The organism is Paractinoplanes pyxinae (genome assembly GCF_026626335.1).
GTDB lineage: Bacteria > Actinomycetota > Actinomycetes > Mycobacteriales > Micromonosporaceae > Actinoplanes > Actinoplanes pyxinae.
This window is the reverse complement of the sequence record NZ_JAPNTZ010000004.1, coordinates 577,099-602,386: the sequence shown is the minus strand read 5'-3', so window position 1 is coordinate 602,386 and position 25,288 is coordinate 577,099. Positions and strand designations below refer to the sequence as shown.

At 72.0% G+C, this 25,288-nt stretch carries 25 protein-coding genes; 13 read left to right on the top strand and 12 right to left on the bottom strand.

Annotation, left to right across the window (positions count from 1 at the left end; translation table 11 throughout):
• Window positions 1-26: 26 nt before the first annotated feature.
• The 3 genes from OWR29_RS14015 to OWR29_RS14005 are packed head-to-tail and all read right to left on the bottom strand — an operon-like array spanning window position 27 to window position 1,846.
• Complete coding sequence (locus tag OWR29_RS14015) at window positions 27-1,127, bottom strand: FAD-dependent monooxygenase (RefSeq protein WP_267563188.1); 1,101 nt, start codon at window positions 1,125-1,127, stop codon at window positions 27-29.
• Complete coding sequence (locus OWR29_RS14010) at window positions 1,124-1,594, bottom strand: hypothetical protein (protein ID WP_267563187.1); 471 nt, start codon at window positions 1,592-1,594, stop codon at window positions 1,124-1,126. Before OWR29_RS14010 ends, OWR29_RS14015 begins: the two co-directional genes overlap by 4 nt.
• Before the next feature lie 9 nt (window positions 1,595-1,603).
• Complete coding sequence (locus tag OWR29_RS14005; RefSeq protein WP_267563186.1) at window positions 1,604-1,846, bottom strand: hypothetical protein; 243 nt, start codon at window positions 1,844-1,846, stop codon at window positions 1,604-1,606.
• Between the two features lie 56 nt (window positions 1,847-1,902).
• Between OWR29_RS14005 and OWR29_RS14000 the strand changes: the two genes are divergently transcribed.
• Together OWR29_RS14000 and OWR29_RS13995 are read left to right on the top strand one after the other, a co-directional pair.
• On the top strand, window positions 1,903-4,530 hold the full coding sequence (locus OWR29_RS14000; protein WP_267563185.1) for an ATP-binding protein: 2,628 nt from the start codon (window positions 1,903-1,905) through the stop codon (window positions 4,528-4,530).
• A gap of 50 nt (window positions 4,531-4,580) precedes the next feature.
• On the top strand, window positions 4,581-5,144 hold the full coding sequence (locus tag OWR29_RS13995; RefSeq protein ID WP_267563184.1) for a hypothetical protein: 564 nt from the start codon (window positions 4,581-4,583) through the stop codon (window positions 5,142-5,144).
• Here the strand turns inward: OWR29_RS13995 and OWR29_RS13990 are convergent.
• Entirely contained in the window at window positions 5,128-5,562 is a 435-nt protein-coding gene (locus OWR29_RS13990; RefSeq protein ID WP_267563183.1) for a universal stress protein, read from the bottom strand. The genes OWR29_RS13995 and OWR29_RS13990 overlap by 17 nt on opposite strands.
• A gap of 101 nt (window positions 5,563-5,663) precedes the next feature.
• On the opposite strand from OWR29_RS13990, the gene OWR29_RS13985 reads away from it, so the two are divergent.
• Both OWR29_RS13985 and OWR29_RS13980 read left to right on the top strand, forming a co-directional pair.
• On the top strand, window positions 5,664-6,257 hold the full coding sequence (locus tag OWR29_RS13985; RefSeq protein ID WP_267563182.1) for a TetR/AcrR family transcriptional regulator: 594 nt from the start codon (window positions 5,664-5,666) through the stop codon (window positions 6,255-6,257).
• Window positions 6,254-7,057 carry an SDR family NAD(P)-dependent oxidoreductase gene (locus OWR29_RS13980; protein WP_267563181.1) on the top strand — a complete coding sequence of 268 codons (804 nt, stop codon included), beginning with the start codon at window positions 6,254-6,256 and terminating at the stop codon, window positions 7,055-7,057. The genes OWR29_RS13985 and OWR29_RS13980 overlap by 4 nt, the downstream gene beginning before the upstream one ends.
• 39 nt (window positions 7,058-7,096) lie before the next feature.
• Here OWR29_RS13980 and OWR29_RS13975 read toward each other — a convergent pair whose 3' ends face one another.
• Complete coding sequence (locus tag OWR29_RS13975; RefSeq protein ID WP_267563180.1) at window positions 7,097-9,199, bottom strand: tetratricopeptide repeat protein; 2,103 nt, start codon at window positions 9,197-9,199, stop codon at window positions 7,097-7,099.
• A gap of 254 nt (window positions 9,200-9,453) precedes the next feature.
• Between OWR29_RS13975 and OWR29_RS13970 the strand changes: the two genes are divergently transcribed.
• Window positions 9,454-10,986 carry a trypsin-like serine protease gene (locus OWR29_RS13970; protein ID WP_267563179.1) on the top strand — a complete coding sequence of 511 codons (1,533 nt, stop codon included), beginning with the start codon at window positions 9,454-9,456 and terminating at the stop codon, window positions 10,984-10,986.
• 4 nt (window positions 10,987-10,990) lie between these two features.
• Here the strand turns inward: OWR29_RS13970 and OWR29_RS13965 are convergent, their stop codons facing one another.
• Genes OWR29_RS13965 through OWR29_RS13955 form a run of 3 tightly spaced genes read right to left on the bottom strand, consistent with a single transcriptional unit; the run spans window position 10,991 to window position 14,860 of the window.
• The gene (locus OWR29_RS13965; RefSeq protein ID WP_267563178.1) at window positions 10,991-11,449 is read right to left on the bottom strand and encodes a hypothetical protein; all 459 of its coding nucleotides are present in this window, start codon (window positions 11,447-11,449) and stop codon (window positions 10,991-10,993) included.
• 1 nt (window position 11,450) lies between these two features.
• Window positions 11,451-13,679: a molybdopterin oxidoreductase family protein gene (locus OWR29_RS13960; RefSeq protein ID WP_267563177.1), complete on the bottom strand. Its 2,229-nt coding sequence runs from the start codon at window positions 13,677-13,679 to the stop codon at window positions 11,451-11,453.
• Window positions 13,676-14,860, bottom strand: a complete 1,185-nt coding sequence (locus tag OWR29_RS13955) for a zinc-dependent alcohol dehydrogenase (protein WP_267563176.1) — start codon at window positions 14,858-14,860, stop codon at window positions 13,676-13,678. Before OWR29_RS13955 ends, OWR29_RS13960 begins: the two co-directional genes overlap by 4 nt.
• Window positions 14,861-14,904: 44 nt before the next feature.
• Between OWR29_RS13955 and OWR29_RS13950 the strand changes: the two genes are divergently transcribed.
• The 5 genes from OWR29_RS13950 to OWR29_RS13930 are packed head-to-tail and all read left to right on the top strand — an operon-like array spanning window position 14,905 to window position 18,787.
• The gene (locus OWR29_RS13950) at window positions 14,905-15,843 is read left to right on the top strand and encodes an SDR family NAD(P)-dependent oxidoreductase (RefSeq protein ID WP_267563175.1); all 939 of its coding nucleotides are present in this window, start codon (window positions 14,905-14,907) and stop codon (window positions 15,841-15,843) included.
• Between the two features lie 46 nt (window positions 15,844-15,889).
• Window positions 15,890-16,783, top strand: a complete 894-nt coding sequence (locus OWR29_RS13945; RefSeq protein ID WP_267563174.1) for an acyl-CoA dehydrogenase family protein — start codon at window positions 15,890-15,892, stop codon at window positions 16,781-16,783.
• Window positions 16,777-17,499 carry a PIG-L deacetylase family protein gene (locus tag OWR29_RS13940; protein ID WP_267563173.1) on the top strand — a complete coding sequence of 241 codons (723 nt, stop codon included), beginning with the start codon at window positions 16,777-16,779 and terminating at the stop codon, window positions 17,497-17,499. Before OWR29_RS13945 ends, OWR29_RS13940 begins: the two co-directional genes overlap by 7 nt.
• A complete protein-coding gene (locus tag OWR29_RS13935; protein ID WP_267563172.1) occupies window positions 17,496-18,104 on the top strand; it encodes an SAM-dependent methyltransferase in 609 nt (202 codons plus the stop codon). The genes OWR29_RS13940 and OWR29_RS13935 overlap by 4 nt, the downstream gene beginning before the upstream one ends.
• Window positions 18,101-18,787, top strand: coding sequence for a glycosyltransferase family 2 protein (locus tag OWR29_RS13930; RefSeq protein ID WP_267563171.1), 687 nt, complete (start codon window positions 18,101-18,103; stop codon window positions 18,785-18,787). The genes OWR29_RS13935 and OWR29_RS13930 overlap by 4 nt, the downstream gene beginning before the upstream one ends.
• A gap of 312 nt (window positions 18,788-19,099) precedes the next feature.
• On the opposite strand, the gene OWR29_RS13925 is transcribed toward OWR29_RS13930, so the two are convergent.
• Together OWR29_RS13925 and OWR29_RS13920 are read right to left on the bottom strand one after the other, a co-directional pair.
• A complete protein-coding gene (locus tag OWR29_RS13925; protein ID WP_267563170.1) occupies window positions 19,100-19,960 on the bottom strand; it encodes an LLM class flavin-dependent oxidoreductase in 861 nt (286 codons plus the stop codon).
• On the bottom strand, window positions 19,957-20,784 hold the full coding sequence (locus OWR29_RS13920) for an ornithine cyclodeaminase family protein (RefSeq protein WP_267563169.1): 828 nt from the start codon (window positions 20,782-20,784) through the stop codon (window positions 19,957-19,959). Before OWR29_RS13920 ends, OWR29_RS13925 begins: the two co-directional genes overlap by 4 nt.
• Window positions 20,785-20,825: 41 nt before the next feature.
• On the opposite strand from OWR29_RS13920, the gene OWR29_RS13915 reads away from it, so the two are divergent.
• The 3 genes from OWR29_RS13915 to OWR29_RS13905 are packed head-to-tail and all read left to right on the top strand — an operon-like array spanning window position 20,826 to window position 23,278.
• Window positions 20,826-21,494: a GntR family transcriptional regulator gene (locus OWR29_RS13915; RefSeq protein WP_267563168.1), complete on the top strand. Its 669-nt coding sequence runs from the start codon at window positions 20,826-20,828 to the stop codon at window positions 21,492-21,494.
• Window positions 21,495-21,505: 11 nt separating this feature from the next.
• On the top strand, window positions 21,506-22,615 hold the full coding sequence (locus OWR29_RS13910) for an NAD(P)/FAD-dependent oxidoreductase (protein ID WP_267563167.1): 1,110 nt from the start codon (window positions 21,506-21,508) through the stop codon (window positions 22,613-22,615).
• 9 nt (window positions 22,616-22,624) lie between these two features.
• Window positions 22,625-23,278 carry a hypothetical protein gene (locus OWR29_RS13905; protein ID WP_267563166.1) on the top strand — a complete coding sequence of 218 codons (654 nt, stop codon included), beginning with the start codon at window positions 22,625-22,627 and terminating at the stop codon, window positions 23,276-23,278.
• A 9-nt stretch (window positions 23,279-23,287) separates the two neighbouring features.
• Here OWR29_RS13905 and OWR29_RS13900 read toward each other — a convergent pair whose 3' ends face one another.
• Complete coding sequence (locus OWR29_RS13900; protein WP_267563165.1) at window positions 23,288-25,018, bottom strand: sigma factor; 1,731 nt, start codon at window positions 25,016-25,018, stop codon at window positions 23,288-23,290.
• A 17-nt stretch (window positions 25,019-25,035) separates the two neighbouring features.
• On the bottom strand, window positions 25,036-25,212 hold the full coding sequence (locus OWR29_RS13895) for a hypothetical protein (RefSeq protein WP_267563164.1): 177 nt from the start codon (window positions 25,210-25,212) through the stop codon (window positions 25,036-25,038).
• Window positions 25,213-25,288: the final 76 nt, after the last annotated feature.

Genomic DNA, 25,288 nt, shown 5'->3' with positions numbered 1-25,288 from the left:
GGAAACAATTTCGAACGCTACGACTCTCAGGCCGACAGCTCGGACAGGTTCATGGCCAGCTTGCGCTGCAGGAAGCTGGAGCGGCCGGCCACCGTGAGCAGCGCGTTGCGGGCGGAACGGGCCAGCGGGTTGCGCACGGTGGCGACCCGGGTCATGCGGTCGGCCATGGCGACGACTCCCGCTGCGACCGGGCGGCGGGTGGCCTCGTACGAATCGAGGTTGTCGCCGGCGGCCAGCACCCGGGCCAGGGCCACCGCGTCCTGGATGCCGGTGTTCATGCCCTGGCCGCCGGCTGGGCTGTGGACGTGGGCGGCGTCGCCGGCGAGGAAGACCGGGCCCCGGCGGTAGGTGTCGGCCAGGCGGTGGTGGACGCGGAAGCGGGAGCTCCACGCCACGTCGGTCACCGTGCCGCCGGGGGCGCGTTCGTCCAGCAACGCTTGCACGTCGGCCGCGGTGGGGTGTTCGGGGGCGTCGTCGAGGGTGGCGACTATGCGGTAGCGGTCGCCGGGCAGGGGCGCGACCACGACCATGCCGCGCGGGGAGAAGAACAGGTTCACCTCGTCGCGTTCCAGTTGCCAGGTCATCGCCACGTCGGCCAGCACGAAGGACTCCTCGTAGCGGGCGCCGGTGAAACCTATGCCCGCCTGTTCACGGACGACGCTGTTCATGCCGTCGCAGCCGGCGATGTACCGAGCCCGTACGTGCTGGACCGACCCGTCCGGGCCGGCCACCGTCACCTTGTCGTGGTCGATGCCGGTCACGCGGTGGTCCCAGTGCACGGTCACGTTCTCGCCGAGGATCTGCTCGGTCTCGTTCTGCGGCAGCATCAGCGTGTACGGGTATTTCGTGGGCAGCCCGCCGAACGGCACCTGGAACAGGGCCCGCTCGCGGTCGCGGACGGTGAAGCGGGGCACGAGGATCCCCCGGCGCACCAGCTCGTCGCTCACGCCCAATGCGTCGAGCACTTCCAGCGTACGGGCGTGAATGACCGCCGCCCGCGAGGTGTTCGCGCCTTGCGCGGCTCCGTCCAGCAGCAGGTGGTCGACGCCGCGGGCGGTCAGCGCCCGGGAGAGGGTGAGGCCGGTCGGGCCGGCACCGGCGATGAGGACTTCGGTCGTGGTGTTCACAGGTAGCTCCAGGTGGCTGCGAGGAAGAGCAGGAATGCCGCCCAGGTGAGGACGGCTCGGATCCAGTTCAGGGCGAAGTAGCGCCGGCGGACGAGACGCCAGTCCGCGGGCACCGCGTCCGGGTCCCAGCCGAGGATCACGTCGTACAGCGGCTCGGACAGCCGGTTGGACACGAGCAAGGGCCCGATGATGGTCAGCGCCAGCCCGGTCGCGGTCAGCACAAATGGAAGTCCGGCGGAGCGGAGGCCGATCAAGGCCAGCACCGGCGCGAGGACCAGGCCGCCGACCAGCGCGTAGTTCGTCGGGGACTTGCGGGCCGTCGGCAGGAAGGCACGCAGCTCGAGGGCGAAGCCGCGCCCGTCCTGGGCGGCGTAGATGGGATGCAGGATGGTGGTCAGGGTCAGCAGCAGCCCGGACCACAGCCCGGCGCACACGATGCTGAGGAACAGTCCGATCTCGGCGAGCACGGCGCCTCCTCACGGGGTGTCGATCCGCTCGACGCGGGTCGCGGTGGTGGATGCGGCTACGTAGCGGGGCAGCTGGGTCAGGGCGGCTCCGGCGTCGGCCGCGGTGGTGTGCCACCAGATCTCGTGGCCGCCGCCGCGGCAGGTGGCCAGGGCCGCGGTGTGCCGCAGGGGGCTGGAGAAACCGCGGAACGCGGCGAAGACGACCCCGCAGTCGCCGGCCGTGTGTCGGTTGTGGAGCAGGAAGAGCGGCACGGACCGAGCTTGCTGCCCCTCGCGCGAGCCGACATCGGGGTGCGACCCTGAGCCTCATGGAAGGGCTGGTGGGGCGGGACGCCGAACTGGACGCGGTCGACACGCTGCTCGACGAGAAAACGAGCAGGGTGGTGGTGTTCGCCGGCGAGCCGGGCATCGGCAAGAGCCGCATGCTGACCGAGCTGGGCGCCCGCGCCGACGCCCGGGGCATGCTCGTGCTGTCCGGCAGCGCCTCCGAGTACGAGCGCGACCTGCCGTTCTGGCTGTTCGTGGACGCCCTCGACGAATACCTGCGGGCCACTCCGCCGGACGGGCTGGACGACGACGATCTGGCCGAGGTGCTGCCGTCGTGGAGAAAGGCGGCCCCGGCGACGGGCGATCCCCGCTACCGCGCCCACCGGGCGATACGCCACCTGCTCGAAGTGCTCGCCCGGGACAAGCCCGTGGTGCTGCTGCTGGACGACGTGCACTGGGCCGATTCGGCGTCGGTCGAGCTGGTGTGCGCGTTGCTGCGCCGCCCACCGGCCGCGCCCGTGCTGCTCGGGCTGGCCACCCGGCCCCGGCAGACCCCGAGCCGCCTGACCGCCGACCTCGGCCGGGCCGGCTCGCTGGTGACCCGCTTCGACCTCGGCCCGCTGAGCCGGGACGACGTGCGCGAGCTGCTGGGCCCGGACGGCGTCGCCCTCTACGAGGAGAGCGGCGGCAACCCCTTCTATCTGGGCCAGTTGGCCCGGACCGGCCGCCGGGGCGCGGTGGCCATCGCGGACGAGCTGGCCCTGCTCGACCGGGGCGTACGGCAGGTTCTCGAGGGCGCCGCCGTGGCCGGTGACCCGTTCCTGCTCGAGCTGGTCGCGACCGCCGCCGACCGGTCCGAGCCGGAAGTCGCCGACGCGCTCGACGTGCTGCTCGACCGCGATCTCGTCCGCCCGACCGACGCGCCCCGCCGGTTCCGGTTCCGGCATCCGTTGCTGCGCCGGGCCGTGTACGAGGCCGCGCCGCGGGCCTGGCGGGTCGGCGCGCACGAACGTCTGGCCCGGGCGCTGGCCGACCGGGGTGTTCCGCCCGCCGGCCGGGCCCACCACATCGTGCAGGCCGCGCGGCCGGGCGATCCGGACGCCGTGGAGCTGCTGCGGAAGGCCGGTGACGACGTCGTCAGGCGCGCTCCCGGCGAGGCCGCCCGCTGGTATCAGCACGCGACCGATCTGCAGCCCGGCTCCCCCGAGCTGTGGGCCGCGCTCGGCAGTGCTCTGGGCGCCGCCGGTCACCTCGAAAAGGCCAAGGATTCCCTCGTACGAGCCATCGAGCTCATGCCTCCGTCGGCCGTCACCAGCCGGGTCACGTTGATCGCGGCCTGCGCCGGCCTGGAACACACTCTCGGCCTGCACGACGCCGCCCACCGCCGGCTGACCACCGCCCTGGACCGGGTCGGCGAGGCGCACCCGGCCGAGGCGGCCACCCTGATGACCGCGATCGCCCAGGACAGCCTGTTCCGCCTCGAGTTCACCCGGGCCGTCGACTGGTCCCGCCAGGCCCGCGACATGGCCGTCCGCCTCGGCGAGCCCAACGGCGTGGCCGCCGCGGCCATGCGCCTCGCGTTCAGCGCCGCCTTCGCCGGAGACACAGCCACCGCCGCCGAGGCCTGCGCCGAGGCGGCCGCCCTGCTCGACGCCCGCGCCGACGACGAGCTGGAGCTCTCCCCCGAGCCGATCGTGGCCCAGCTGGCCGCGGCCGAATACCTGACCGGGCGGCTCGCCAAGGCCGGCCGGCACGCCGAGCGGGCCCTGGCGGTGGCCCGTCAGCACGTGCCCGTCATGTTCTGGACCGGCCTGGTGCGGGCCGCGCTGGGCCGCCTGCCGGACGCCGCCGCGCTGCTCGACGAGGCCGTCGAGATCGCCCGCGCCTCGGGCAACTCGTCGATGCTGGGTTGGACCCTGCTGGCCCGCTCCTCCGTGGCCGCCACCTGCGGCGAGGGCGCCCTGGCGCGGACGCTGGCCGAGGAGAGCGTCGAGGCGCACGGCCCGGCCACGAACACGTTCCCCGGCGTGTGGTCGCGGCTGGCGCTGGCCGTCGCGCTCGTCGAATCGGGCGAGGCGGCCACCGCCGTCGTCCCGGAGCTCGACCGGATACCGGCGCCGCTGCGGCCGATGGCTCTGGACGCGGCCGTCCGCAGCGATCTGGCCGCCGGCCGGGCCCCGCGGGCCGAGGGCCTGGCCGTGGTCGCTCTCCACCAGGGCCGCCCCCGCGAAGCGGCCGAACTGGCGCTGGCGGCGGCTCGGCACGGCACCGTCGTGGAGGTGGCGGCCGCGCGCTTCCTGGCCGCCCGCGCGCTGGCCGAGGCGGGTGACACAGAGGCTGCGGTCCGGCTGCTGCGGCTGGTCTGTGAGACGTACGAACGAAGCGGCGCACCCCGCCGCCGAGCCGAAGCCGAACGTCTGCTCCGGCGGCTGGGTCATCGGCAGGTGCACCACCGCAGCGCACCCCGCTCCGGCCTGGCCACGCTGACCGAGCGCGAGCTGCAGATCGCCCGCCTGATCACCGATCGCCGCACCAACGCCGAGATCGCCGAGGAGCTGTACCTGAGCCGCAAGACGGTCGAGTCGCACGTCCGCAACCTGTTCCACAAGCTGTCGGTGTCGTCGCGGGTGGAGATCGCCCGCGCCGTCGAACGCCACGACCGCGAATGAGGGTGCGACCCTGATGTCCGGCTGATCCCGCCGCGCCGAGACTCACCGCCATGACCACACGTACCCTCACCGGCGCGGCGGCGCTGCTGTTCTCGATCGTCTATCTGGTCTCCGACGTGATCGAGCTGGCCCAGGGCGGCTTCTCGCCGTTCCAGCTGTCTCTGACTTACGCGGCGGAGGCGGCCATCCCGCTGTTCGTGCTCGGCCTGTACGCGCTGCAACGCCCGCGCATCAACGGGCTCGGGCTGGCCGGCGCGATCGGCTACTCCTACACGTACGTCTTCTTCACCGGCACGGTCCTGCTGGCGATCATCGACGACGTGCCCGACTGGGACACGCTCTCGGACCGGCTGGGCGCCTGGGGCGGCGTGCATTCCGTGCTCATGATCGTGGCCGGGATCGCCTTCGGCGTGGCGGTGGCGCGGGCCCGGGTGCTGCCGGCCTGGACGGGCGTGACGCTGATCGTCGGCATGGTGCTCTACGCGCTGACACCCATGCTGCCCGCCTCGTTCGGGATAGGCGCGGCCACCGTACGGGACCTGGCTTTCGCAGGCATGGGATGGGCGGTGCTCAGTTCGCGGCGGGTGCCGGAACCCGTCACGGCACCACGGTGACCGGCCAGCGGCCGCAGCGCACGAGCTTGTTGCCGATCGAGCCGGCCACCCGGTGCAGCACGTTGGCCGACCGCCCCACGATCACCGCGTCGGCCTGCACCTCACGGGCGGCGTCACACAGTTCCGTGTACGGCTCACCGGCCCGCACCACCAGCCGGGCATCGACGTCGACCCCGTGCAGGCGCTCGGCGAAGGCGGTGCGCAGCTCCTGCTCCAGCGCGTCCTGCGTGTCGATCACCGTGGCCGCCGCCCCGCCGGTGTCGGCCAGCGGCAGCAGGGCGGACGGCGGGGTGCGCACATAGACGGCGATCAGGCGGCTGCCCTGCCGGCGGGCCAGGCCCAGCGCGTACGCGGCGGCGCGCAGCGAGGACGTGGAGCCGTCGACACCCACGAGGATCGTGCTCGGACCATCTCGCATGACGCCCTCGACTACTACTCGAACGAGATTACTGAACGCTCACCGTTTACTTATCCACAGTGTATCCTGACGGTAACCGTTCAGCAATGTGGGTGACATCGATGAGTTCGTCCGGCCGGCCGCGCGACCCCGAAGTTGATCAGCGCATCACCCGCGCCGCCATGGACCTGTTCGGCGAAACCGGCTGGGCCGGCTTCGCCATGGAGGCCGTGGCCCGCCGGGCCGGGGTCGGCAAGGCCTCGCTCTACCTGCGCTGGAGCACCAAAGAGGCGCTGCTCACCGACGCCCTGACGGCCAGCCTGCCGCACGTCAGCGACGTCGACACCGGCACCCTGCAGGGCGACCTGATCGAGCTGGCCACCCAGATCCTCGACGTCTACGCCGGGCCGTCGAGCCGGGCCGCCATCCGGCTCATGGTCGAGGGCCGCACCATCCCCGGCGTCGCCGAGAACTACGCGGCCACCCGCCAGGCGCAGATTCTGGCCGCCCGGGCGATCATCCAGCGCGGCCAGGCCCGGGGCGAGCTCTCCCCCGCCGTCTCGGTCACGCTGCTGCTCGAGACGCTGCTGGGCGGGGCCATGATGCACGCGCTGACCGCCCCGCCCGACGGCAACGCGGCCCACGCCCGGCGGCTGGTGGACTTCCTGCTGAACGCGGGCATAACCTCGGCCCCGCCGGGCACCCGTACGGCATGACAGACACGACGAATCCGTTCGCAGTAGTCACCGGCGCGTCCAGCGGGATCGGGTTCGAGCTCGCCCGGCAGTTCGCCGAGCACGGCTACGACCTGCTGGTCACCGCCGAGGAGGACGGCATCCAGGAGGCGGCCACCGCCCTGCGCCGCGACGGGCAGAACCAGGTCACCGCCGTACGGGCCGACCTGGCCCACTTCGAAGGCGTCGAAGCCCTCTACGCCGCCATCCTCGAGACGGGCCGCCCGATCGACGCGATCGCCCTCAACGCGGGCCGCGGCATCGGCGGCGACTTCACCCACCAGACCACGCTCTCGGACGAGCTGAACGTGATCGACGTGAACGTCACGTCCACGGTCCACCTGGCCAAGCGCGTGCTGCCCGACATGGTCGCCCGCAACGAGGGCAAGGTGCTGTTCACCTCGTCCATCGCCTCGACGATGCCCGGCACCTACCAGGCCGTCTACAACGCCTCGAAGAGCTTCGTGCAGTCGTTCGCCGAGGCCCTGCGGGCCGAACTGAAGGACACCGGCGTCACCGTCACCGCGCTCATGCCCGGCCCCACCGACACCAACTTCTTCCACCGAGCCGAGATGGACGACACCAACGTCGGCGCAGGCAAGAAGGACGACCCCGCCGTGGTCGCCAAGCAGGGCTTCGAGGCCCTAATGAAGGACAAGGAAAAGGTCGTCGCCGGCTCCACCAAGACCAAGATCCAGGGTGCCGCCTCCAAGGTCCTCCCGGACAAGGCCAAGGCCGAGATGCACCGCAAGATGGCCGAGCCCGGCTCCGCCGACAAATAGCCTCAGCGGGCCGCCCGCGCCGGGCGGCCCCAAGGCACATCAGTTCTCACCCCGCCGCTGCGCCTCCTGGCGGGCGGCGGCGAGATTGTTCCGCGTGATCAGCGTCTGCGGGTGATCATCGCCCAGCAACGCCCGCTCGTCGGCCAGCACATTCTCGAGCTCGCCGATCGCCTCGTCCAGCCGTCCCGCCTTCAAATGAGCGACAGCGAGATTGTGTCGCGTGATCAGCGTGTGCGGGTGTTTCTCGCCGACCAGCGTCCGCTGGTCCGCCAGCACATTCTCGAGCTGGTCGATCGCCTCATCCAGCCGTCCCGCGGCCTGGTAAGCGCCGGCAAGCTGAGTTCGCGTGGTCAACGAGTACGGGTGATCTTCGCCGAGCAGCGCCCGCTGCTCGGCCAGCACTTCCTCGAACTCATCGATCGCCTCGTCCGGCCGTCCGTCATCGAGGTAGGCGCCGGCCAGATTGAGCCGCGTAATCAAGGTGTCCAGGTGGTGGTCGCCGAGCAGTCGCCGCTGGGCCGTCAGCACACGGCTGTACTCACCGATCACCTCGTCCAGCCGCTTAGCACCTAGATAGGCACTGGCGAGTTGATTCCGCGTGATCAGGGTGAGTGTGTGATCGTCGCCGAGCAGCCTCCTCTCGTCGGCCAGCACGCTCTCGAACTTGTCGATCGCCTCTTCCAGCTGTCCCGCCTCCCGCAAGGCGACGGCGAGGCTGTGCCGAGTCGCCAACGTGTCTGTGTCATCGTCGCCGAGCAGACGTCGCCGGTCGGCCAGCACACCTTCATACTGATCGATCGCGGCTGCGCCCTGGCCTTGATACTGCCGGTAGGTAGCGGCATGGTTCAGTACCCGAAGGATGTCGACGACCTGATGATCTTCGGCGAGCGAGGCGGTGAAGGCGTCGATGTGTGGCAGCAGAGCTGCCCACAAAGGCCAGCCCCGCACGTTGTTCATCGGATCGTCCGGGATCGCACGGTTGAGCAGCCAGGCTACCTGCTGCTGCACCGCCTCGGCAGCGCCAGCATCCTCCAGGCTCTGCCGTGTGACGGCTTGGACCAGCCGGTGCACGCTTACCATCCGGTCGGCCCGGCTGACCATGCTGTAGGAGGTCAGCAGGGCTAGGGCGTCGTCGACGTCGGCAGGATCCTCGGCCGCCAGGAACAACACCTTTTCGGGCAGGTCATCAGGCGCGAGCCAAGCCAGGACATCCAGCACGCGTGCCGCGAGCGCACTTTCCGCGGTGACGGCGGCCATGGTCAGCGTCCACACCGACGCCACGGCCCGATCGTCCTTTCCGCCGAACCCGCTGCTGCCGGCCACCCGTGCGAACTGGCCGCTCAGGAGAGTGCGGTAGTCGTCGAAACTCATCCGATCGTGCTGGCTGATGTACGCGGCCGCCTGCTCCAGCGCCAGCGGAAGATCGCCGAGGTCAACGGCGAGGCGTTCGGCGCCGTCGGCGGACCGGCCGGTCAGCCGGGTCAGCAGTTCCACCGACGCCGCCCGGGCCAGCACACCTAGCCGGAACGGGGTCAACCCGAGCACCGCCCACCGGGCCGCGCCCAGATCACGCCGGGTGGTCACCAGGACCTGCCCGTTGGCGCCGACGACACCCAGCAGATCGGCGATGTCGTTGACGTCCTCGACGTTGTCGAGCACCAGCAGCCAGCCCGTGTTGGCCTGCAGCCAGCCGACCGCGAACGCCTGAGCGTCGGCCAGCGTCGCCACCGGGTGCAGTCGCCGGGTCAGCGCCGCCAGTCCCAGCCCCAGGTTCTCGCTGCTGTCCGCGGTGATCCACCACACCAGCGAATACCGCGCCAGATACCCGCGGGCATAGTGGTTGACCAGCTCGCTCTTGCCGATGCCGCCCAGCCCGTGCACCGCACCGGCCTGCCCGACCACCACCCCCACGTCGTCGCCGCCCAGCTGATCGGCCAGCACCCGCAGATCCCGGCCCAGGAACACCGCCGACGCCGCCGGCAGGTTGTGCACCGTCACCCCGGCGCCCACGGTCTGCGGCGGTGGCAGCCCGCTCGGATCCACACCGACGACGTTCTGGACGTTGCCGGACCCGATCTGCACGCCCTGCCCGCCGACGACATCGACCTCGTAGTCGTCACCGCGCCCACCTGACGAAGACATATCGGCAGTCACGCCGGCGGCGAGGTGGAGACATTCTGCGCCGACACCCCGACGTCCACCATGGTGATCAACTCCTTGCCGCACGTCACCGCCAGGCCTACCAGAGTGCCGCACCCCCCTCCACCACCGCACTCACCCGTCCGGGCCCCCTTCGGAGAGAGTCATCACGTTGCCATCGGCGCGGCGAGGGACACCGTGAGATCTGTCGATGTCTTATCGTCCTCTGTGCACTGTCGACACGGGGGAGAAACGGTATGGCTAGGGGCTTGCGGGGCCGTTGGACGGCGGCGCTGGTGGCGGTGGCGGCGGGACTGACCGGGCTGGCGGCCGGTGATCAGGCGTTGGCAGTCGGGCGTGGGACGGCGGACGCGGCCTACGGGTACGTCGTGAAGGTGTCGGTGGGTGGCGAGCGCGGCTGCACCGGGGTTCGTCTGGAGCCGCAGCTGGTGCTGACGGCCAAGGCGTGCTTCCCAACCGGACAGGCGACGGGGGCGCCGGCGGTGGCCACCACCGTGGCGACGCGGCCCGACCAAGGGGCGGCCGTGCAGACGGTGGCGATCGAGCACCTGTTCGTGCGGGACGACCGCAACCTCGTTCTCCTGCGGCTGGCCAAGGCGCTGACCGGGCTGCGCGGGCAGGTGCCGTTGTCCGTCTCCGGGCCCGCGGCCGGTGAAACGTTGCGGGTGCTCGGTTTCGGCCGCACGGCCACCGAGTGGGTGCCGGATCTGCCGCACACGGCGCAGTTCTCGGTGGGCGGCGTCGCCGGGATGGACTTCGGCATCGCGCCCACGGCGGACGGGACGGTCTGCAAGGGTGACGCCGGTGGGCCGGTGATCCGCGAGAACGCCGACGGCACCTCGAGCCTGGCCGGCGTGCTCAGCCAGTCTTCGCAGGGCGGGTGCATCCGCGAGACCAGCACGGCCCGGGACGCCACCGTGACCCGGGTCGACGGCCTGGCCGAGTGGGTGAACCAGTTCCGCGACATCGAGCTGACCGGTGTCGTCGAGGCCGGCGCCGGCGGCTGCCTGGTTCTGCGGGACGGCGATGCGACGTACCACCTGGCCGGCGGCGACGCCGCGGTCGTGAAGGCCGGCGCCACCGTGCACGTGAGCGGCTATCGCGCGCCGGCCGCCGGCGACACCTGCGCCCAGGGCACCCGGTTCCGGGTCGTCCAGGCCTTCACCGTGGTGACCCTGGTCGGCACGGTCACGAGGGGCGCCGAGGGTTGCCTGCTGCTGTCGTCGGGCGCGACCTATCAGCTGGGCGGCGGCGACCCGGCCGTGGTGAAGATCGGCGCCGCGGTGTCGGTCACCGGATACCCGGCTCCGGGGTCGAGCAGTTGCCAGCAGGGCACGATCTTCCGGGTGCTGTCGGCTGTGGCGGCGATCCCGGTCAGTTTGCGGGCGCGGGTCAACAACAAGTTCGTCACGGCCGAGGACGCGGGGGCCAAGCCCCTGATCGCCAACCGCGACACGGTCGGCGGGACGTGGGAGGTGTTCGACCAGTTCGACCTGGGCCGCGGCGACATCGCGCTGCGGGCGCGCGTCAACGGCAAGTTCGTCACCGCCGAGAGCGCCGGCGCGGCCGCCCTGATCGCCAACCGGGACACGGTCGGCGGCACGTGGGAGAGGTTCCTGCTGGTCCGCAACGCCGACGGCAGTGTCAGCCTCAGGGCCGCGGTGAACGGCAAGTACGTCACGGCCGAGAACGCCGGCGCGGCCGCCCTGATCGCCAACCGGGACACGATCGGCGGCTCCTGGGAGCGGTTCGACCTGATCAACCGGTAGTCGTCTAGTCGGCGACGACGAGGGCCTGCGGGGCCGCCTGTTTCATGCGGCCCCGCAGCCACAGCAGCTGGATCGACGTCTCGGCCGCGCCCACCTCGACCACTTTCTCGAGGTCGTCGTCGCGCAGGCCCTTGGCCGCCTGCCCGACCAGCGTCCAGCAGATGTCGCACTCGGCCGTCATCAGGTAGAGGTCCTGCAGGTCGCGCAGCACGCCGAGCGGACCCTCGCGGGCGCCCCGGAACAGTTCCGAGTGCAGCCGTTCCGGCTCGTCCGGCGCCTCCTCGGAGTAGTGCTCGGCGAACGGCCGAAGGGCCTCAGCTCGTTCCCGGCACACCTGCGCCTGCTGCGAGCAGAGCTGCGCGATGTCGGCCTCGTCGGCGTGGGCCTGCCCGACCTCCAGCAGCGCGTCGGCCAGCACGTCCTGCGCCCGATGCAGCAGACCTAGATAGTGCGCAAGATGCATGTCAGCGGGTCTTTCTCAAGCGGACCGCGGCCAGCTTGAACATCGGCTGCTTGCTGACCGGGTCCCAGCCGGTGCGGGTGAGTTCGTTGGCCGCCTCTTCGGCGTAGTGGAACGGCACGAAAACCGTGCCGGCGCGGATGCCGCACAGCCGGGCCGGCGCCTCGATCGCCCCGCGCGGCGACTCGATCCGCACCACCGCGCCCTCGGTGATGCCGAGCGCGGCCGCGTCGGACTCGTGCACCTCGACCCAGACCGAGGGCGCGCGCTCGTTCAGTTCGGGCGCGCGGCCGGTCTTGGTGCGGGTGTGGAACTGCCAGATCGTGCGGCCGGTGACCAGGCGCAGCGGGTAGTCGTCGCTGGGCACCTCGGGCGCGGGCCGGTAGTCGGTGGCGAGCAGGAACGCGCGCCCGTCCGGTCGTTTGGCCCGGTGGTGTTCGGCCGGGAACTCGGCGCCGGTGCTCAGGTCCTGCCCGTACGTCTCGCAATAATCGGAATCGGTGTTGAAGCGGCCGTCGGTGTAGAGCCGCTCCCCGCCCCACTGCAGGCCGGACCCGCCGCGCAGCTTGTCGTAGGTGATCGCGGTGTAGTCGCAGGGCCGCCCGGCCGAGCACTTCTGCCAGGCCGCGTAGGCCGACTCGGGATCGGTCCAGGTGATCAGCGGGCGACCGTCCTTGTCGCGGAAGTCCATGCGGGCCGCGTAGTCCAGGAAGATGTCCAGGTCGGCGCGGGCCTCGCCGGGCGGGTCGACGGCTTTCTTGGACAGGTGAACCGTACGGTCGGCGTTGGTGAACGTGCCGGTCTTCTCGCCCCACGTGGCCGCGGGCAGCACGACGTCGGCGAACTCCGTGGTCTCCGTGCGGAACAGGTCCTGCGCCACTACGAACAGCCCGTCCTGCTGCAGGATGCGCCGGATCCGGGCCAGGTCGGGCAGCGACACGGCCGGGTTGGTGCCGCTGATCCAGAGCAGCTTGATCGAGCCCTGTTCGGCGTAGCGCCAGATCTGCATCGCGTGCGTGGGCGGCGACCAGTGCGGGATGGTGTGCAGCTCGACGTTCCACAGCGCGGCCAATTCCCGTACGTGGGAAGGGTTGTCCCAGTTGCGGAAGCCCGGGAGGTCGCCGTCGGCGCCGGTCTCGCGGGTGTTCTCGGCGGTCGGCTGGCCGTTCATCTGCAGCACGCCGGCGCCCGGGCGGCCGATCATGCCGCGCAGCAGGTGCAGGTTGTTCACCGCGACAGAGGCGGCGGTGGCCTGATGCGACTGGTAGAAGCCCTGCAGCACGGTCGACAGCAGCCGGTCAGCCGTGCCGAGAAGTTCGGCGGCACGCTCGATGTCGGCGGGAGCGACCCCACAGATGTCCGCAACCCGCGGCACCGGATAGGCGTCCACGACGCGTTCCAGGTCTTCCAGGCCGAGCGTATTTGCCGCAACATACGACAAATCAACCCACCCGCGACGCAGAAGCAGGCGCAGCAGGCCGTTCATGAGCGCCAGGTTGGTGCCGGGCCGCACCGGCAGATGCACGTCGGCCTCGCGGGCCACCGGAGTGTCACGCGGGTCGACGGCCAGCATCGCGGGCGGCGCCGAGCCGTGCCGGCGGTCGAGCATGCGCATCCACAGCACGGCCTGCGTCTCGGCGACGTTGTGCCCCCACAGCGCGATCGTGTCGCAGTGGTCGACGTCGGTGTACGAGCCGGGCTGCCCGTCGGTGCCGAAGCTGGCCTTGAGCGCGGCGGCCGAGGTGGCCGTGCAGAGCCGCGTGTTGCCGTCCATGTGCGGCGTGCCCAGCCCGGCCTTCCCGATCACGCCGAGCGTGTAGTACTCCTCCAGGAACAGCTGCCCGCTGGTGTAGAAGCCGATCTGGCCGGCCGTGAGCTGCTTGGAACGGCTCACGATCCGGCCCATCGCCTCGTCCCAGCTCGCCTCGACGAGCTTGCCGCCGGAGCGGACGAGCGGCCGGGTCAGCCGGTCGGGGCTGTTGTTGGCCTGCCAGCCGTACACGTCCTTGGGGTCGAGGCGGCCGCGGTTGACCCGGTCGACGGCCCGGCCGCGCACGCCGACAATCTTGCCGTCGCGGACGCCGATGTCGATGCCGTCGCCGTTGGAGTGCAGCACCGAGGCCGACTGGACCCACCGGTCCGGCTCCTCGACGCGATGCGAGTCGACCCGGACCGGCCACGACGAACCCGGGGCGTACGGGGTCCGCTCGCCCCAGGGGTCGTCCGGGATCACGGCTTGAGGACCACCTTGATGCAGCCGTCCTCCTTCTTCTTGAAGATCTCGTAGCCGTGCGGGGCCTCTTCCAGCGGGATCCGGTGGGTGGTCAGGTCGTCCACGCCCAGCGGGTCGTCGTCGCCGGTGAGCAGGGGCAGGATGTCGTCCACCCACTGCTTCACGTGGGCCTGGCCCATGCGCATGGTGACGCCCTTGTCGAACAGGTCCATCATCGGGAACGGGTCGGCCTCGCCGCCGTACACGCCGATGATCGAGATGGTGCCGGCCCGGCGGACCGAGTCGAACGCCGTGCGCAGCGCGCCCATCCGGTCGACGCCGAACGTCTCGGTCGCCTTGCGGGCCAGCCCATCGGGCAGCATCCCGGCCGCCTTCATGGCCGCCGCCTGGAACGGGGTGCCGTGCGCCTCCATGCCGACCGCCTCGATCACCGAGTCGGCGCCGCGCCCGTGCGTCATGTCGCGCACCGCGTCCCCGATGTTCTCGACCTTCGACGAGTCGAGGACTTCGATGCCGTGCCGCTCGGCCATCGCGTTGCGCTCGGGCACGCTGTCGACGGCGATGACGCGCTCGGCGCCCAGGTGGCGGGCGATCCGGGCCGACATCTGACCGATCGGGCCCAGGCCGGTGACCAGCACCGTGCTGCCCTTCTCGATGTCGGCCCACTGCGCGGCCTGCCACGAGGTGGTCAGCACGTCGGAGAGGAACAGGTAGCGCTCGTCGGGGTGGTGGTCGGGCACTTTGATCGGGCCGAAGTGGGCCTGCGGCACCCGCAGCAGCTCGGCCTGGCCGCCCGGCACCTGGCCGTACAGCTTGGTGTAGCCGAACAGCGAGGCGCCCTTGCCCTGCGACTTCACCTGGGTGGTCTCGCACTGGGCGAAGTAGCCCTTGCGGCAGAAGAAGCAGTGCCCGCACGAGATGTTGAACGGGATCACCACGCGGTCGCCCGGCTTGATGTGGGTGACCTCGGCGCCGACCGCCTCGACGATGCCCATCGGCTCGTGACCGAGGATGTCGCCCTCGTCGAGATACATGCCCAGAACGTCGTACAGGTGAAGGTCGGACCCGCAGATCGCGGTGGAGGTCATTCGCACGATCGCGTCGGTCGGTTCCTGGATCACCGGGTCGGGGACGGTCTCGACGCTGACCTTGCCGGTTCCTTGCCATGTCAATGCACGCATGTGTCGCCGGATACCCGGCGATCGGGCGGGTATGCAGTCCGGCCATGAGTTCACGTGTAGTGGTCCTGACCGGCGCGTCCAGCGGCATCGGCCGGGCGTCGGCGCTCGCCTTCGCGGCCCGGGGCGACCGGTTGGTGCTGGCCGCGCGAGGTGCCGACGACCTCAAGAAGGTGGCCGAGGCCTGCGGGAACGACCCGCTCGTGGTCCCCACCGACATCACCGACCGGGGCGCCCTCGACGCCCTGCTGAGCAAGGCGGTCGAACGGTACGGACGGGTTGATGTCTGGGTCGATTCGGCCGCCGTCATGGCGTACGGGAAATTCGAGGATCTGCCGCCCGAGGTGTTCGACCGCATGATCACCACGGATCTGCTGGGCTCGGCCAACGTCGCGCGCACCGCGCTGCGGCAGTTCCGGGCCCAGGGCCGGGGCACGCTGATCTCGGTCAGCTCGCTGCTGGCCCACGTCACCGTCCCGTACATCTCGGCCTACGTGACCGCCAAGTGGGGACTGCGGGGCCTGATCCGCACACTTCAGCACGAGACGCGGGACGCGCCGGACATCCACATCTGCACCCTGGCCCCCGGCAGCGTCGACACCCCCATCTACACCAGCGCGGCCAACTACGCGGGGTTCGTGGGCCGCCCGCCGCCGCCGGTCGACTCGGCCGAGCTGGTCGCGGGCCGGGTGGTGCGGCTGGCCGACCACCCCCGCAACTCGGCCTCGGTCGGCGTCACCAACCGCATCATCGAGCTCGGCTTCACGCTGATGCCGCCGATCTACGACGCCCTGGTCACCCCGCTCATGCGGCACGGCGGACTGTCCCGGCAGGCGATCGAGGGCACCGACGGCAACGTCTTCGGCTCGAAGCCGCGTGAGGAGGGCGGCCCCGGCCGCTGGACCCGGGCCCAGGTCGGCGGCGCACTCGCCGCCACCGTGCTCGGGGCGGGCGCCGCGGTGAGACGTCTGCTACCTCGCAACTAGGTTCGGTTGGAGGGGCGGGTTGCCGGGTACCAGCTTGGCCGTGCTCATGATCGAGACTCCCGACCTGCCGCTGCCGGGGCGGGGTGACACCGCGGAACGCCTCCGGCGGCTGGCCGAGCTGGGCCGGGCCGACCCGGTCGCGGCCCGGCTGGGCGAGGGCCACGCCGACGCGGTGGCGATCCGCGCCGAGCTGGGCGACGACGGCGAGAGCGCGGGCGAGCGCTGGGGCGTCTGGGCGGCGGTTCCCAAGTCCGTACGCGCCACCCGCACCGCCGGCGGCTGGCAGCTGACCGGGGAACGGCCGTGGTGCTCGGGCGCCGGCTGGTGCACCCACGCGCTGGTCACGGCCGAGGCCGAGGACGGCATCCGGCTGTTCGCGGTGGCCAACGAGCCGCCGCACGCCGTGCCCCTCGACGGCACCTGGCCCGCCGTCGGCATGGCGGCCAGCGACAGCCGCACGATCCGGTTCACCGGCGCGCCGGCCCGCCCGGTCGGCGGCCCCGGCGACTACGTGAACCGGCCCGGCTTCTGGCACGGCGGCATCGGCGTCGCCGCGTGCTGGTACGGCGGCGCCCTGGGCATCGCCGACGCCCTGCACACCTCGGCCAAGGACGACCCGCACACGCTGGCCCACCTGGGCGCGGCCGACGTCGCCCTGGGCGCGGCCCACGCCGTCCTGATGGAGGCGGCCGCGATCATCGACGCCGACCCCGCGGCGATCCAGCACCGGCTCGCCCTGCGCGTGCGGGCCACCGTCGAGGCGGCCGCGACCGAGGTGATCGACCGGGTCGGGCGCGCGCTCGGCGCCGGCCCGCTGTGCCGCGACGAACGGCACGCCCACCGCGTCGCCGACCTCACCGTGTATCTGCGGCAGAGCCACGCCGAGGCCGACCTCGAGCAGCTGGGCGGCCTGGTACGGACGGAGAAGTCGCCGTGGTGAGGCCGATCGAGGGCGAGGGCACGCCGGAACAGACCTGGCGGGAGTGGCCGGCCATGGCCGAATGGCCGGTGCTGCCGCTCGACGCGGCCGAGCCGCCGCTGATCGTGGCCCCGCACCCCGACGACGAGATCCTGGGCGTGGCCGGGCTGATGGCCATGCTGGACCGGGCCGAACTGGTCGCCGTGACCGACGGCGAGGCCTCGCACCCGCACTCGACCGTGCACACCCAGGCCGAGCTGGCCGCGATCCGCCGCGATGAGACGGCGGAGGCGTTGCGCCGCCTCGGCCTGGGCGACGCGCCCGTACGCCGGCTCGGCCAGCCCGACGGCAAGATCGACGAGGATGCGCTGGCCGAGGCCCTGACCGAGCGGCTGGCGCCGGGCCGGTGGTGCCTGGCCACCTGGCGCGAGGACGGACACCCGGACCACGAGGCGGTCGGCCGGGCCGCGGCCCGCGCGTGCGAGGTCACCGGCGCGGTGCTGCTGGAGTACCCGATCTGGACGTGGCACTGGGCCTCCCCCGGCGACACCCGGGTGCCGTGGCACCGCGCGCACCGGATCGAGCTGACCCCGGCCGCGCAGCAGGCGAAAGCCGCCGCCATCGACGCCTTCCCCAGCCAGATCGCGCCCCTGGGCCCCGAGCCGGGCGACGCGGCCATCCTGCCGCCGCACGTGCTGGCTCGGTTCGCGCGCCCGTTCGAGGTGGTGCTGCGATGACGACCCCCCAGAGCTACTTCGAGCACATGTACGCCCGCAGCAGCGACCCGTGGAGCTTCGCCACCCGCTGGTACGACGCCCGCAAACACGCGCTCACCGTGGCCTCGCTGACCGCCCGCCGCTACAAGTCGGCGTTCGAGCCCGGCTGCTCGACCGGAATGCTCACGGCCCGGCTGGCCGAGCGCTGCGACCACGTGTTCGCGGTCGACGCCGTGCCGGCCGCGATCGCCTCGGCCGCCACCCACCTGGCCGCCTTCCCGCACGTCACGCTGGGCACCGGCCGGATGCCGCACGACTGGCCGGACGACACGTTCGACCTGATCGTGCTGTCCGAACTGGGCTACTACTTCGACGACGCCGACCTGAACACGCTGATCAAGCGGGCGGTGGAATCGCTGGAACCGGGCGGCGACCTGGTGGCCGTGCACTGGCGGCGCCCGGTCGACGAGCACGCCCGCCCCGGCGACGAGGTGCACGAGCGGCTGGCGGCCACCCCCGGACTGGCCCGGCAGGCCCGGCACGAGGAGGCCGACTTCCTGCTCGAGGTCTACACCCGTACGCCGCCCGAGGCGCTCTCGGTGGCCCAGCGCGAGGGGCTCGCATGAACCGGATCGCCGTCGTCGTCCCCGCCCACGACGAGCACGACCTGCTCCCCCGCTGCCTGGCCAGCCTGACCGACGCCACGTCGCCCGTCCCGGTCGAGATCATCGTGGTCGCCGACGCCTGCACCGACGACACGGCCGAGCTGGCCGCGGCGGCCGGCGCGACCGTGCTGACCATCGACGCCCGCAACGTCGGCCGGGCCCGCGCGGCCGGCATGGAGCACGCGCTGCGGCACGGCCCGGACGGGCTGTGGCTGGCCACCACCGACGCCGACAGCCGGGTCGCGCCGGAATGGCTGCTGTGGCACCTGGCGCACGCCGGCTCCGGCGCCGACCTGCTGGCCGGCACGGTCATGGTCGACGACTGGGCGGCCTGGCCGGCCGCGCTGCCGGGCCTCTACGACAGCCGGTACGCCGCCTCGGACGCCCACGTGCACGGGGCCAACCTCGGAGTCTCGGCCGCGACCTACCGCGCCGTGGGCGGGTTCCAGCCCCTCGACCACGACGAGGACCGCGACCTGATCGAGCGGGTCCGGGCCACCGGCCGCCGCGTGGTCGCCGACGCCACCTGCCCGGTGGTGACCAGCGCCCGCCCCGACGGCCGGGCGCCGCTAGGCTTCTCGTCCTACCTGGGCCGGCTGGCCACGGACGTCCTCCCAGTCGAGCGTGATCATCTCGCGGCGTAACTCCTCACGCCACCGCGACCAGCGACGAAACCGTTGCACCCCACCATTCGGCCTGCACGGGCTGCGCGTATCCGCCCGGATTGAATCAACTGCGCGAAACGGAGCTCGTCCGCGGAACCGGTCGCTGCGGTGTAGGTGACGCGACATGCAGCTCGGCCCCGGCCACCAGGAAGGCGTCGCAGGTGACGGTTATCGGGCCGGCCATGGGGTGGTCGAAGGTCTTGGGACCGTTGCGGTGCTAGGCCACCGCGAACTCGGCCGTTGCGGCCCGACCGCCGGGTTCTTCCGCGCCGGGCTGACGCCGTACCGCTTCTAGAGGCCGTGCACGGCCAGCACGTCGGGCAGGGCCTTGGCGGGGACGCCGCGGGTGTCGGGGCGGGGCCAGTGGACGCTGACCTCGTCGAAGCCCAGGGCGGCCAGGCGGCCCACGGTGTCGGCGTAGCGGTCGCGACTCTCGAACGGCCAGTACGACTCGAGGCCGACGTTGACGATGCGGCGGATCCGGCGGCCCTCGAGCGCGGCGTCGAGCTGCTTGGACTGCTTCTCGAGGGCGGCGAACCACTCGTCGGGGCCGACGGCGGGACCGTACGGGCCGTACGTGACCCAGGCCTGGCCGTACTTCGCCACCAGCTTGAGCGAGCGCGGGCCGGTGCCGGCCACGGTGAACGGCACACGCGGCGTCTGGACGCAGCCGGGCAGCTGGTGGGCGTCGATGGCGCTGTAGCGCTCGCCGCGGGTGGTGACGATCGGCTCCACCAGCAGCTGGTCGAGCAGGCCGAGCCATTCGGCGAAGCGGTCCATGCGCTCGCGCGGGGTGAGCGGCGGCTCGCCCAGCACCAGCGCGTCCAGGCTCTCGGTGCCGGCGCCCAGGCCGACCTCGAGGCGGCCGCCGCTGAGCTGGTCGAGGGTCATCAGCTCTTTGGCGAACGGCACCGGGTGGCGGTAGTTGGGGGTGGCCACCTGCACGCCCAGACGGACCCGCTGGGTGGCGCCGGCGGCCGCGGCGAGCAGCGGCACACAGCCGTACCAGGGGTTGTCGCGCAGCAGCGGCCAGGTCAGGTGGTCGTACGTCCAGACCGCGTGCACCCCGGCCTGCTCGGCCTCGACCACCTCGGCCAGCCAGGTGCTGGTGGGGTGGCGGTCCGGCAGCACGAGTGCCGACAGGTCGGTCATGCCAGGGCCTCCACTACGGCGTCCGCGATCACGAGGTCCTCCCAGCCCATCCCCACGGTCTTGATCAGCCTGGGCCGGGCGGGGGTGGTTCCCCGGACCAGGTCGGCGAAGGTCACGAGCTCATCCTCGCTGATGCCGGCCTGAATCAGGTCCCCGGCCTCGCGTACGGCGGACTGGCGCGACTCGACCAGCGCGCCGCACCTCCGGACGGTCTCGGTGTCGACCTCACGGGCCTCGGGCTCGTGCGAACCGACCGCCACCACGACGGCGTCGTCCTTGAGCAGCCGGCCGTCGAACAGCGGCTCGCGAGCGGTGGTGCAGCAGGCGACGATGTCGGCCGTTTCTATGTGCGCACCGGCGCCCTCGTGGCGGCCGATCATGCGTACGGAAGCAATCGGGCGCACCGCCTTGATCGCCTCGACATGGGCGTACGCCTGCGGGCCTTTGCCGAAGACGACCAGCTCACGCGCGTCCGGCGGGGCCACCAGGTCGACGCCGAGGGCGGAGACGGCCGGAGTGCGCAGGATCGTGAGGGCGGCGCCGTCCAGAACGGCCCGCGGCGCGAGCGTGGGCGCGTCGAACAACACGTACGTGCCATGGATGCGAGGCAGGCCGCGCGCCGGGTTGCCCGGGGCGATGCCGACCAGTTTGATACCGGCGATGCGGTCGTCGCCGGACGGCATGATCAGGATCTCGCCGCCGCCGAGCTCGACCCGCGAGCGGGCGGGCTCTCTCTCGGGGTCGAGTCCGCCGGCCAGGGCGTCCCGCAGAGCCTTGATCGCCTGCGGAAAGCCGAGCGCGCTCACCTGTTCCGCCGAGATCATGCGCTGTACCATGTCACATACCACCAGGGGAGGCAACAGTCATGACGTCACCGCTCATCGGCCCGCTGCGCACCGCCGGCAGCTTCCGCCAGCACGTGGAGGACGCCGTGGCCGCCGCCATCGTCTCGGGCGAGTTCGCGCCGGGCACCATGCTGACCGCTCCCACTCTGGCGGCCCGGTTCGATGTGTCGGCCACGCCCGTACGGGAAGCGCTGTTGAACTTGGAAAAACGCGGCTTCGTCGAGATCGCGCGCAACAAGGGCTTCCGCGTCACGCAGGTCAGCGAGCAGGACCTGGCCGAGATCGTGCAGATCCGCCAGTGGCTCGAGGCGCCGCCGATGCGCCTGCTGGCCGGAAACATCGGAGCGCCGGATCTGGCCCGGCTGCGGGCCGAGGCTTCGGCCATCGTGACCAGCGCGGCCGCGTCCGACCTGCCGACCTATCTGACCGCGGACACCACGTTCCACCTGCACCTGCTCAGTCTCACCGGGATCGACCGGCTGGTCACCCTGGTCGGCGACCTGCGGCAGCAGACCCGGCTGGTCGGGCTGGCCACCATGCTGGGGTCACCCGAGCTGGCGTCCTCGTCGGAGGAGCATCTGGTGCTGCTCGACCTGCTCGAATCCGGGGACGGGGCGGGGGCCGAGGAGCTGATGCGCCGGCACCTCGGTCACATCACGGGGTGGTGGAGCGGGCGGGCCGAGCAGTGAAGGTCGTCGTCGTGGGGGCCGGGATCGTCGGCGCGGCGATCGCCCGCGAGCTGGCGGTGGCCGGGGTGTCGGTGACCGTGCTCGACCGGTCGGCGTCGGCCGGGGGAACGTCGTCGGCCGGCGAGGGCAACCTGCTGGTCTCGGACAAGGGCCCGGGCGCGGAGCTCGCGCTGGCGCTGCGGTCCTTGACGCTGTGGCGCTCGCTCTTGTCGGATCTTTCCGACATAGAGTACGAGGCCAAGGGTGGGCTGGTCGTGGCGACGACCGCCGCGGGCGCTGCGGCACTGCACGAGTTCGCTGCTTTGCAGAGGGCGGCCGGCGTTTCGTCGTCGGTCGTGGACGGGCTGTCGTACGAGCCCGACCTCAACCCCGACCACGCCGCGGCCGTCTTCTATCCGCAGGACGCCCAGGTGCAGCCGGCCCTGGCGACCGAGGCGCTGCTGGCCTCGGCCCGGCGGCACGGTTGTGTCGTGGAGCAGGGCGTCGAAGTGCTCGGCCCTCTGAAGATCGGCGAGCGACTGGCCGGGGTGGTCACGTCGTCCGGCTCGATCTCGTGCGATCACGTGGTGGTGGCGGCCGGTCCGTGGTCGGGCGAGGTGGCCGCGCGGCTGGGGGTCTCGTTGCCCGTCCGCCCCCGGCGCGGAACGATCCTGGTCACGACCCGGATGCGGCAGCGGATCCACCACAAGGTGTACGACGCCGACTACGTGGGGGCGGTCGGCTCGAACGACGCCGCTCTGCAGACGTCCAGCGTGGTCGAGTCCACCGCGGCCGGCACCGTGCTGATCGGCTCGTCCCGCGAGCGGCGCGGCTTCGACTCCCGCATCGAGGCCCGGGTGCTGTCGGCGGTGGCGGCCAAGGCGCTGGTGCTGTTCCCGTTCCTGGCCGACGTGGCGGTGATGCGGGCGTACGGCGGCTTCCGCCCCTACGTCCCCGACCACCTGCCCGTCATCGGCCCCGACCCCCGGCTTCCCGGCCTGTGGCACGCGACGGGGCACGAGGGCGCGGGCATCGTGCTCTCCACGGCGACCGGCGAACTGCTGGGCGACCTGATGCTGAACCGCCCGCCGCACGTCGACGCGGCCGCCTTCGCCGCCGACCGCCCCAGCCTGCGCGAGTAGGTTGGCGCGATGTCCATCCACATGATCGAGACCCTGCCCGAGCCGCCCGTCGCCGGTGACCGGAACACCATCGGCGGATGGCCGTTGCTCGCGGCGGGCGAGACGTGGCCGGCCTGTTTCTGCGGCAAGCCGATGGTCTTCTTCTTCCAGGTCGACCTCCCGAATTTCGGGGACGACCACCTGCTGGTGTTCCAGTGCCCGGAGCACGACGACGTGACCACCGCCCCGAACCCGCTGCCGGAACGCTACTGGGACGAGGTCACCGACGAGTACGACGGACCGTACTGGCGCTTCCTGCTGCGCCCGGCCGGTGGCACCCCGGCCGCGGAGGCCGACCCGCACGTGGAGCCGCACCGCCTCGCCGTGCACCCCGCCGAGGAAGAGGTGAGCGAGCACGGACGCGGCCGGCAGGGCTTCAAGCTGGGCGGCGTTCCCTCGTGGGCGCAGTATCCCGAGATGTACACCTGCTCGTGCGGCGCCGACATGGTCTTCGTGTGCCAGGTGCCCGAGAACTTCGGCTTCGACATGTGGCCCATGCGCGACAAGGACGCCCACGGCACCAGCGACAACCAGGCTCTGCTGTTCCTGGGCAACGAGGTCTACATCCAGGCCTGCCCGGCCCGCTGCCACCCCGAGGCCGCCTGGCCCGCCATCCAGAACTGAGCTCCGCGGTCACTTCGTGGTTCGTCCCGCCTCGCGTTCCGCGGCGAGAGCATCAAGCCGCCGCAGCGCATCGGCCGCCAAGGCGGTGGCCGCCCCGGGCCGATCCCTCAGGACGGCCCGGGCCCGGCTCAGGGTGGCGCCGAGCACCTGCAACTGGTCCTGGCGGAGTGGCCCGCTGCCCATCGCCAGCTCCCGGTCGTACAGCTGCTCGGCCTCGTTCAGCAGGTCCGCGGCCCGCGCGGCCAGAAGGGTGCCGCGGGGCGGCGGCCAGCCCAGCACGCTCGCGAGGGCGACCAGAGCCCGGACGACACGGGCGGTCTCACGCCACGACGCCTCAGCCGGCAGGCGGTTCCACAGCTCGTCCACAGTCGCGAGAAGCCGATCGCGTTCGTAGGCGTCATCGACCAGGCCGGCCAGTTCGGCGGTGCGCTGCAGCAGCAGCGGGCCGTAGTCGCCGGCCCGGGCCAGTTCGGTCAGCACGCGGCCGACCCGGACCAAGCCGGGCCCGTACGCCAGGCCCTTCATCGCGATCGAGGCCACCAGCAGGGTCAGATAGCCGGACTCCCCACCCGAGGAACGCCACGGCACGTCCTCCAGCGGCCACCGGCCCGTCCCGAACGTCGCGACCACGGTCCAGTAGGTGCGGGTCCGCTCGGCGTACAGCTGCAGTGCCTGGGAAAGTCGCTGCTGTTCCTCGTCGAGCAGGCCGAGCAGGCGCGTCCGCTCGGACAGCAGGTCCTCGATCGCGTCGAGGGCGGCGACCGTGGCGGCGAGATCGGGCGCCCAGCCGCACTCGAACAGATCGGCCTCCGGTCCGGATCCGCCGAGGGTCTCCCGCAACTCGGCGATCACCTGCCGCTCGGGGCGCATCTGCTGATTCACCGTGGCCAGCAACGCCCGCCCGGCCGGGGAATCGGCGTCGAACTCAGTGACGCGGAACCCGTGCACCAGACCCGTCAGCGCCGCGGTGAGCCGGGCGCTCGCTCGTTCCCGCAGGTCCGGTCGCTGAACGCCGGAGGTCGAGACGAACTCGAGGGTGGCCAGAGACAAAGCCGCCGAGACCGCGTACGAGTCGACGGTGTCGCCGTCGCCGGACGCGACGTAGTGGTCGAGCAGGATCGCGGCCAGCCGCTGGGGTTCGATCGGCGGGGCCGGCCGGAACTCGCTCAACCGGGTGACCGGCAGGAGCAGACAGAGCAACTGTTCGGCGTCGCCGGCCAAATCCACCGTGGCCGCCTCCCAGATGCCGGCGAGCTCCTCGAGCGGCCGCCCGGCCCCGCCGGGGCGCCTGGTGTCTCCCGCCGCCCGCCGCATCGCCCGCTGGTAGCGACGGTCGAGTTCGGACCCCTCGAGCCGGCTGCGGGCGGCCTCCCGGGCGGCGTCGACCGCGTACTGCATCGGCGGCAGGGTGCCGAGCAGTTCCTCCACCCACTGGTCGCCGGTGATCCGGTCGACGTCCGGGACCAGGTCGCCCAGCTCGGGCAGCCGGTCGGGCGGCACGGTGACGAAGCGGTGGTCGCCGCGATCACGGCGGATCTTGATGATCGTCCGCGGGACCGCCCGCCGCGCGTAGGCCGCCGGGTTCCTGATCTCGCCCCACCTCTCGCACATGGCCGCCATGACGGTGTCCACGGCGTCGTCGGCGTCGTGGTAGTCGCCGCACCAGAACATCGCGAAGGCGAGCAGCGGCTCGTACATGCGCTTGAAGAAGACCTCGAACGGCTCGGCCCTCCCGGCCACGTCGCCCTCCCGCGCGTTCAGGGTGCATCGGTCGGCGCTGCCCGGCGGCCGATCAGCGCGGACCCTACCGCGATGAGCACGGCGGCCGCGGCCGCGATCGCGGTGACCGGCACCGACCCGGTCAGCAGGAACACTCCGCCGAGGCCGGCCAGGACTCCGTTGATCAGCGTGAGGGTGCGCTCGCTCGATGTCACCGCGATCTCCATCCGTTGATCGCCCGCAGGGATCGGGCGCTTGGGAAGAAGAACCGGCTCGGCCCGCTCGCGTGAA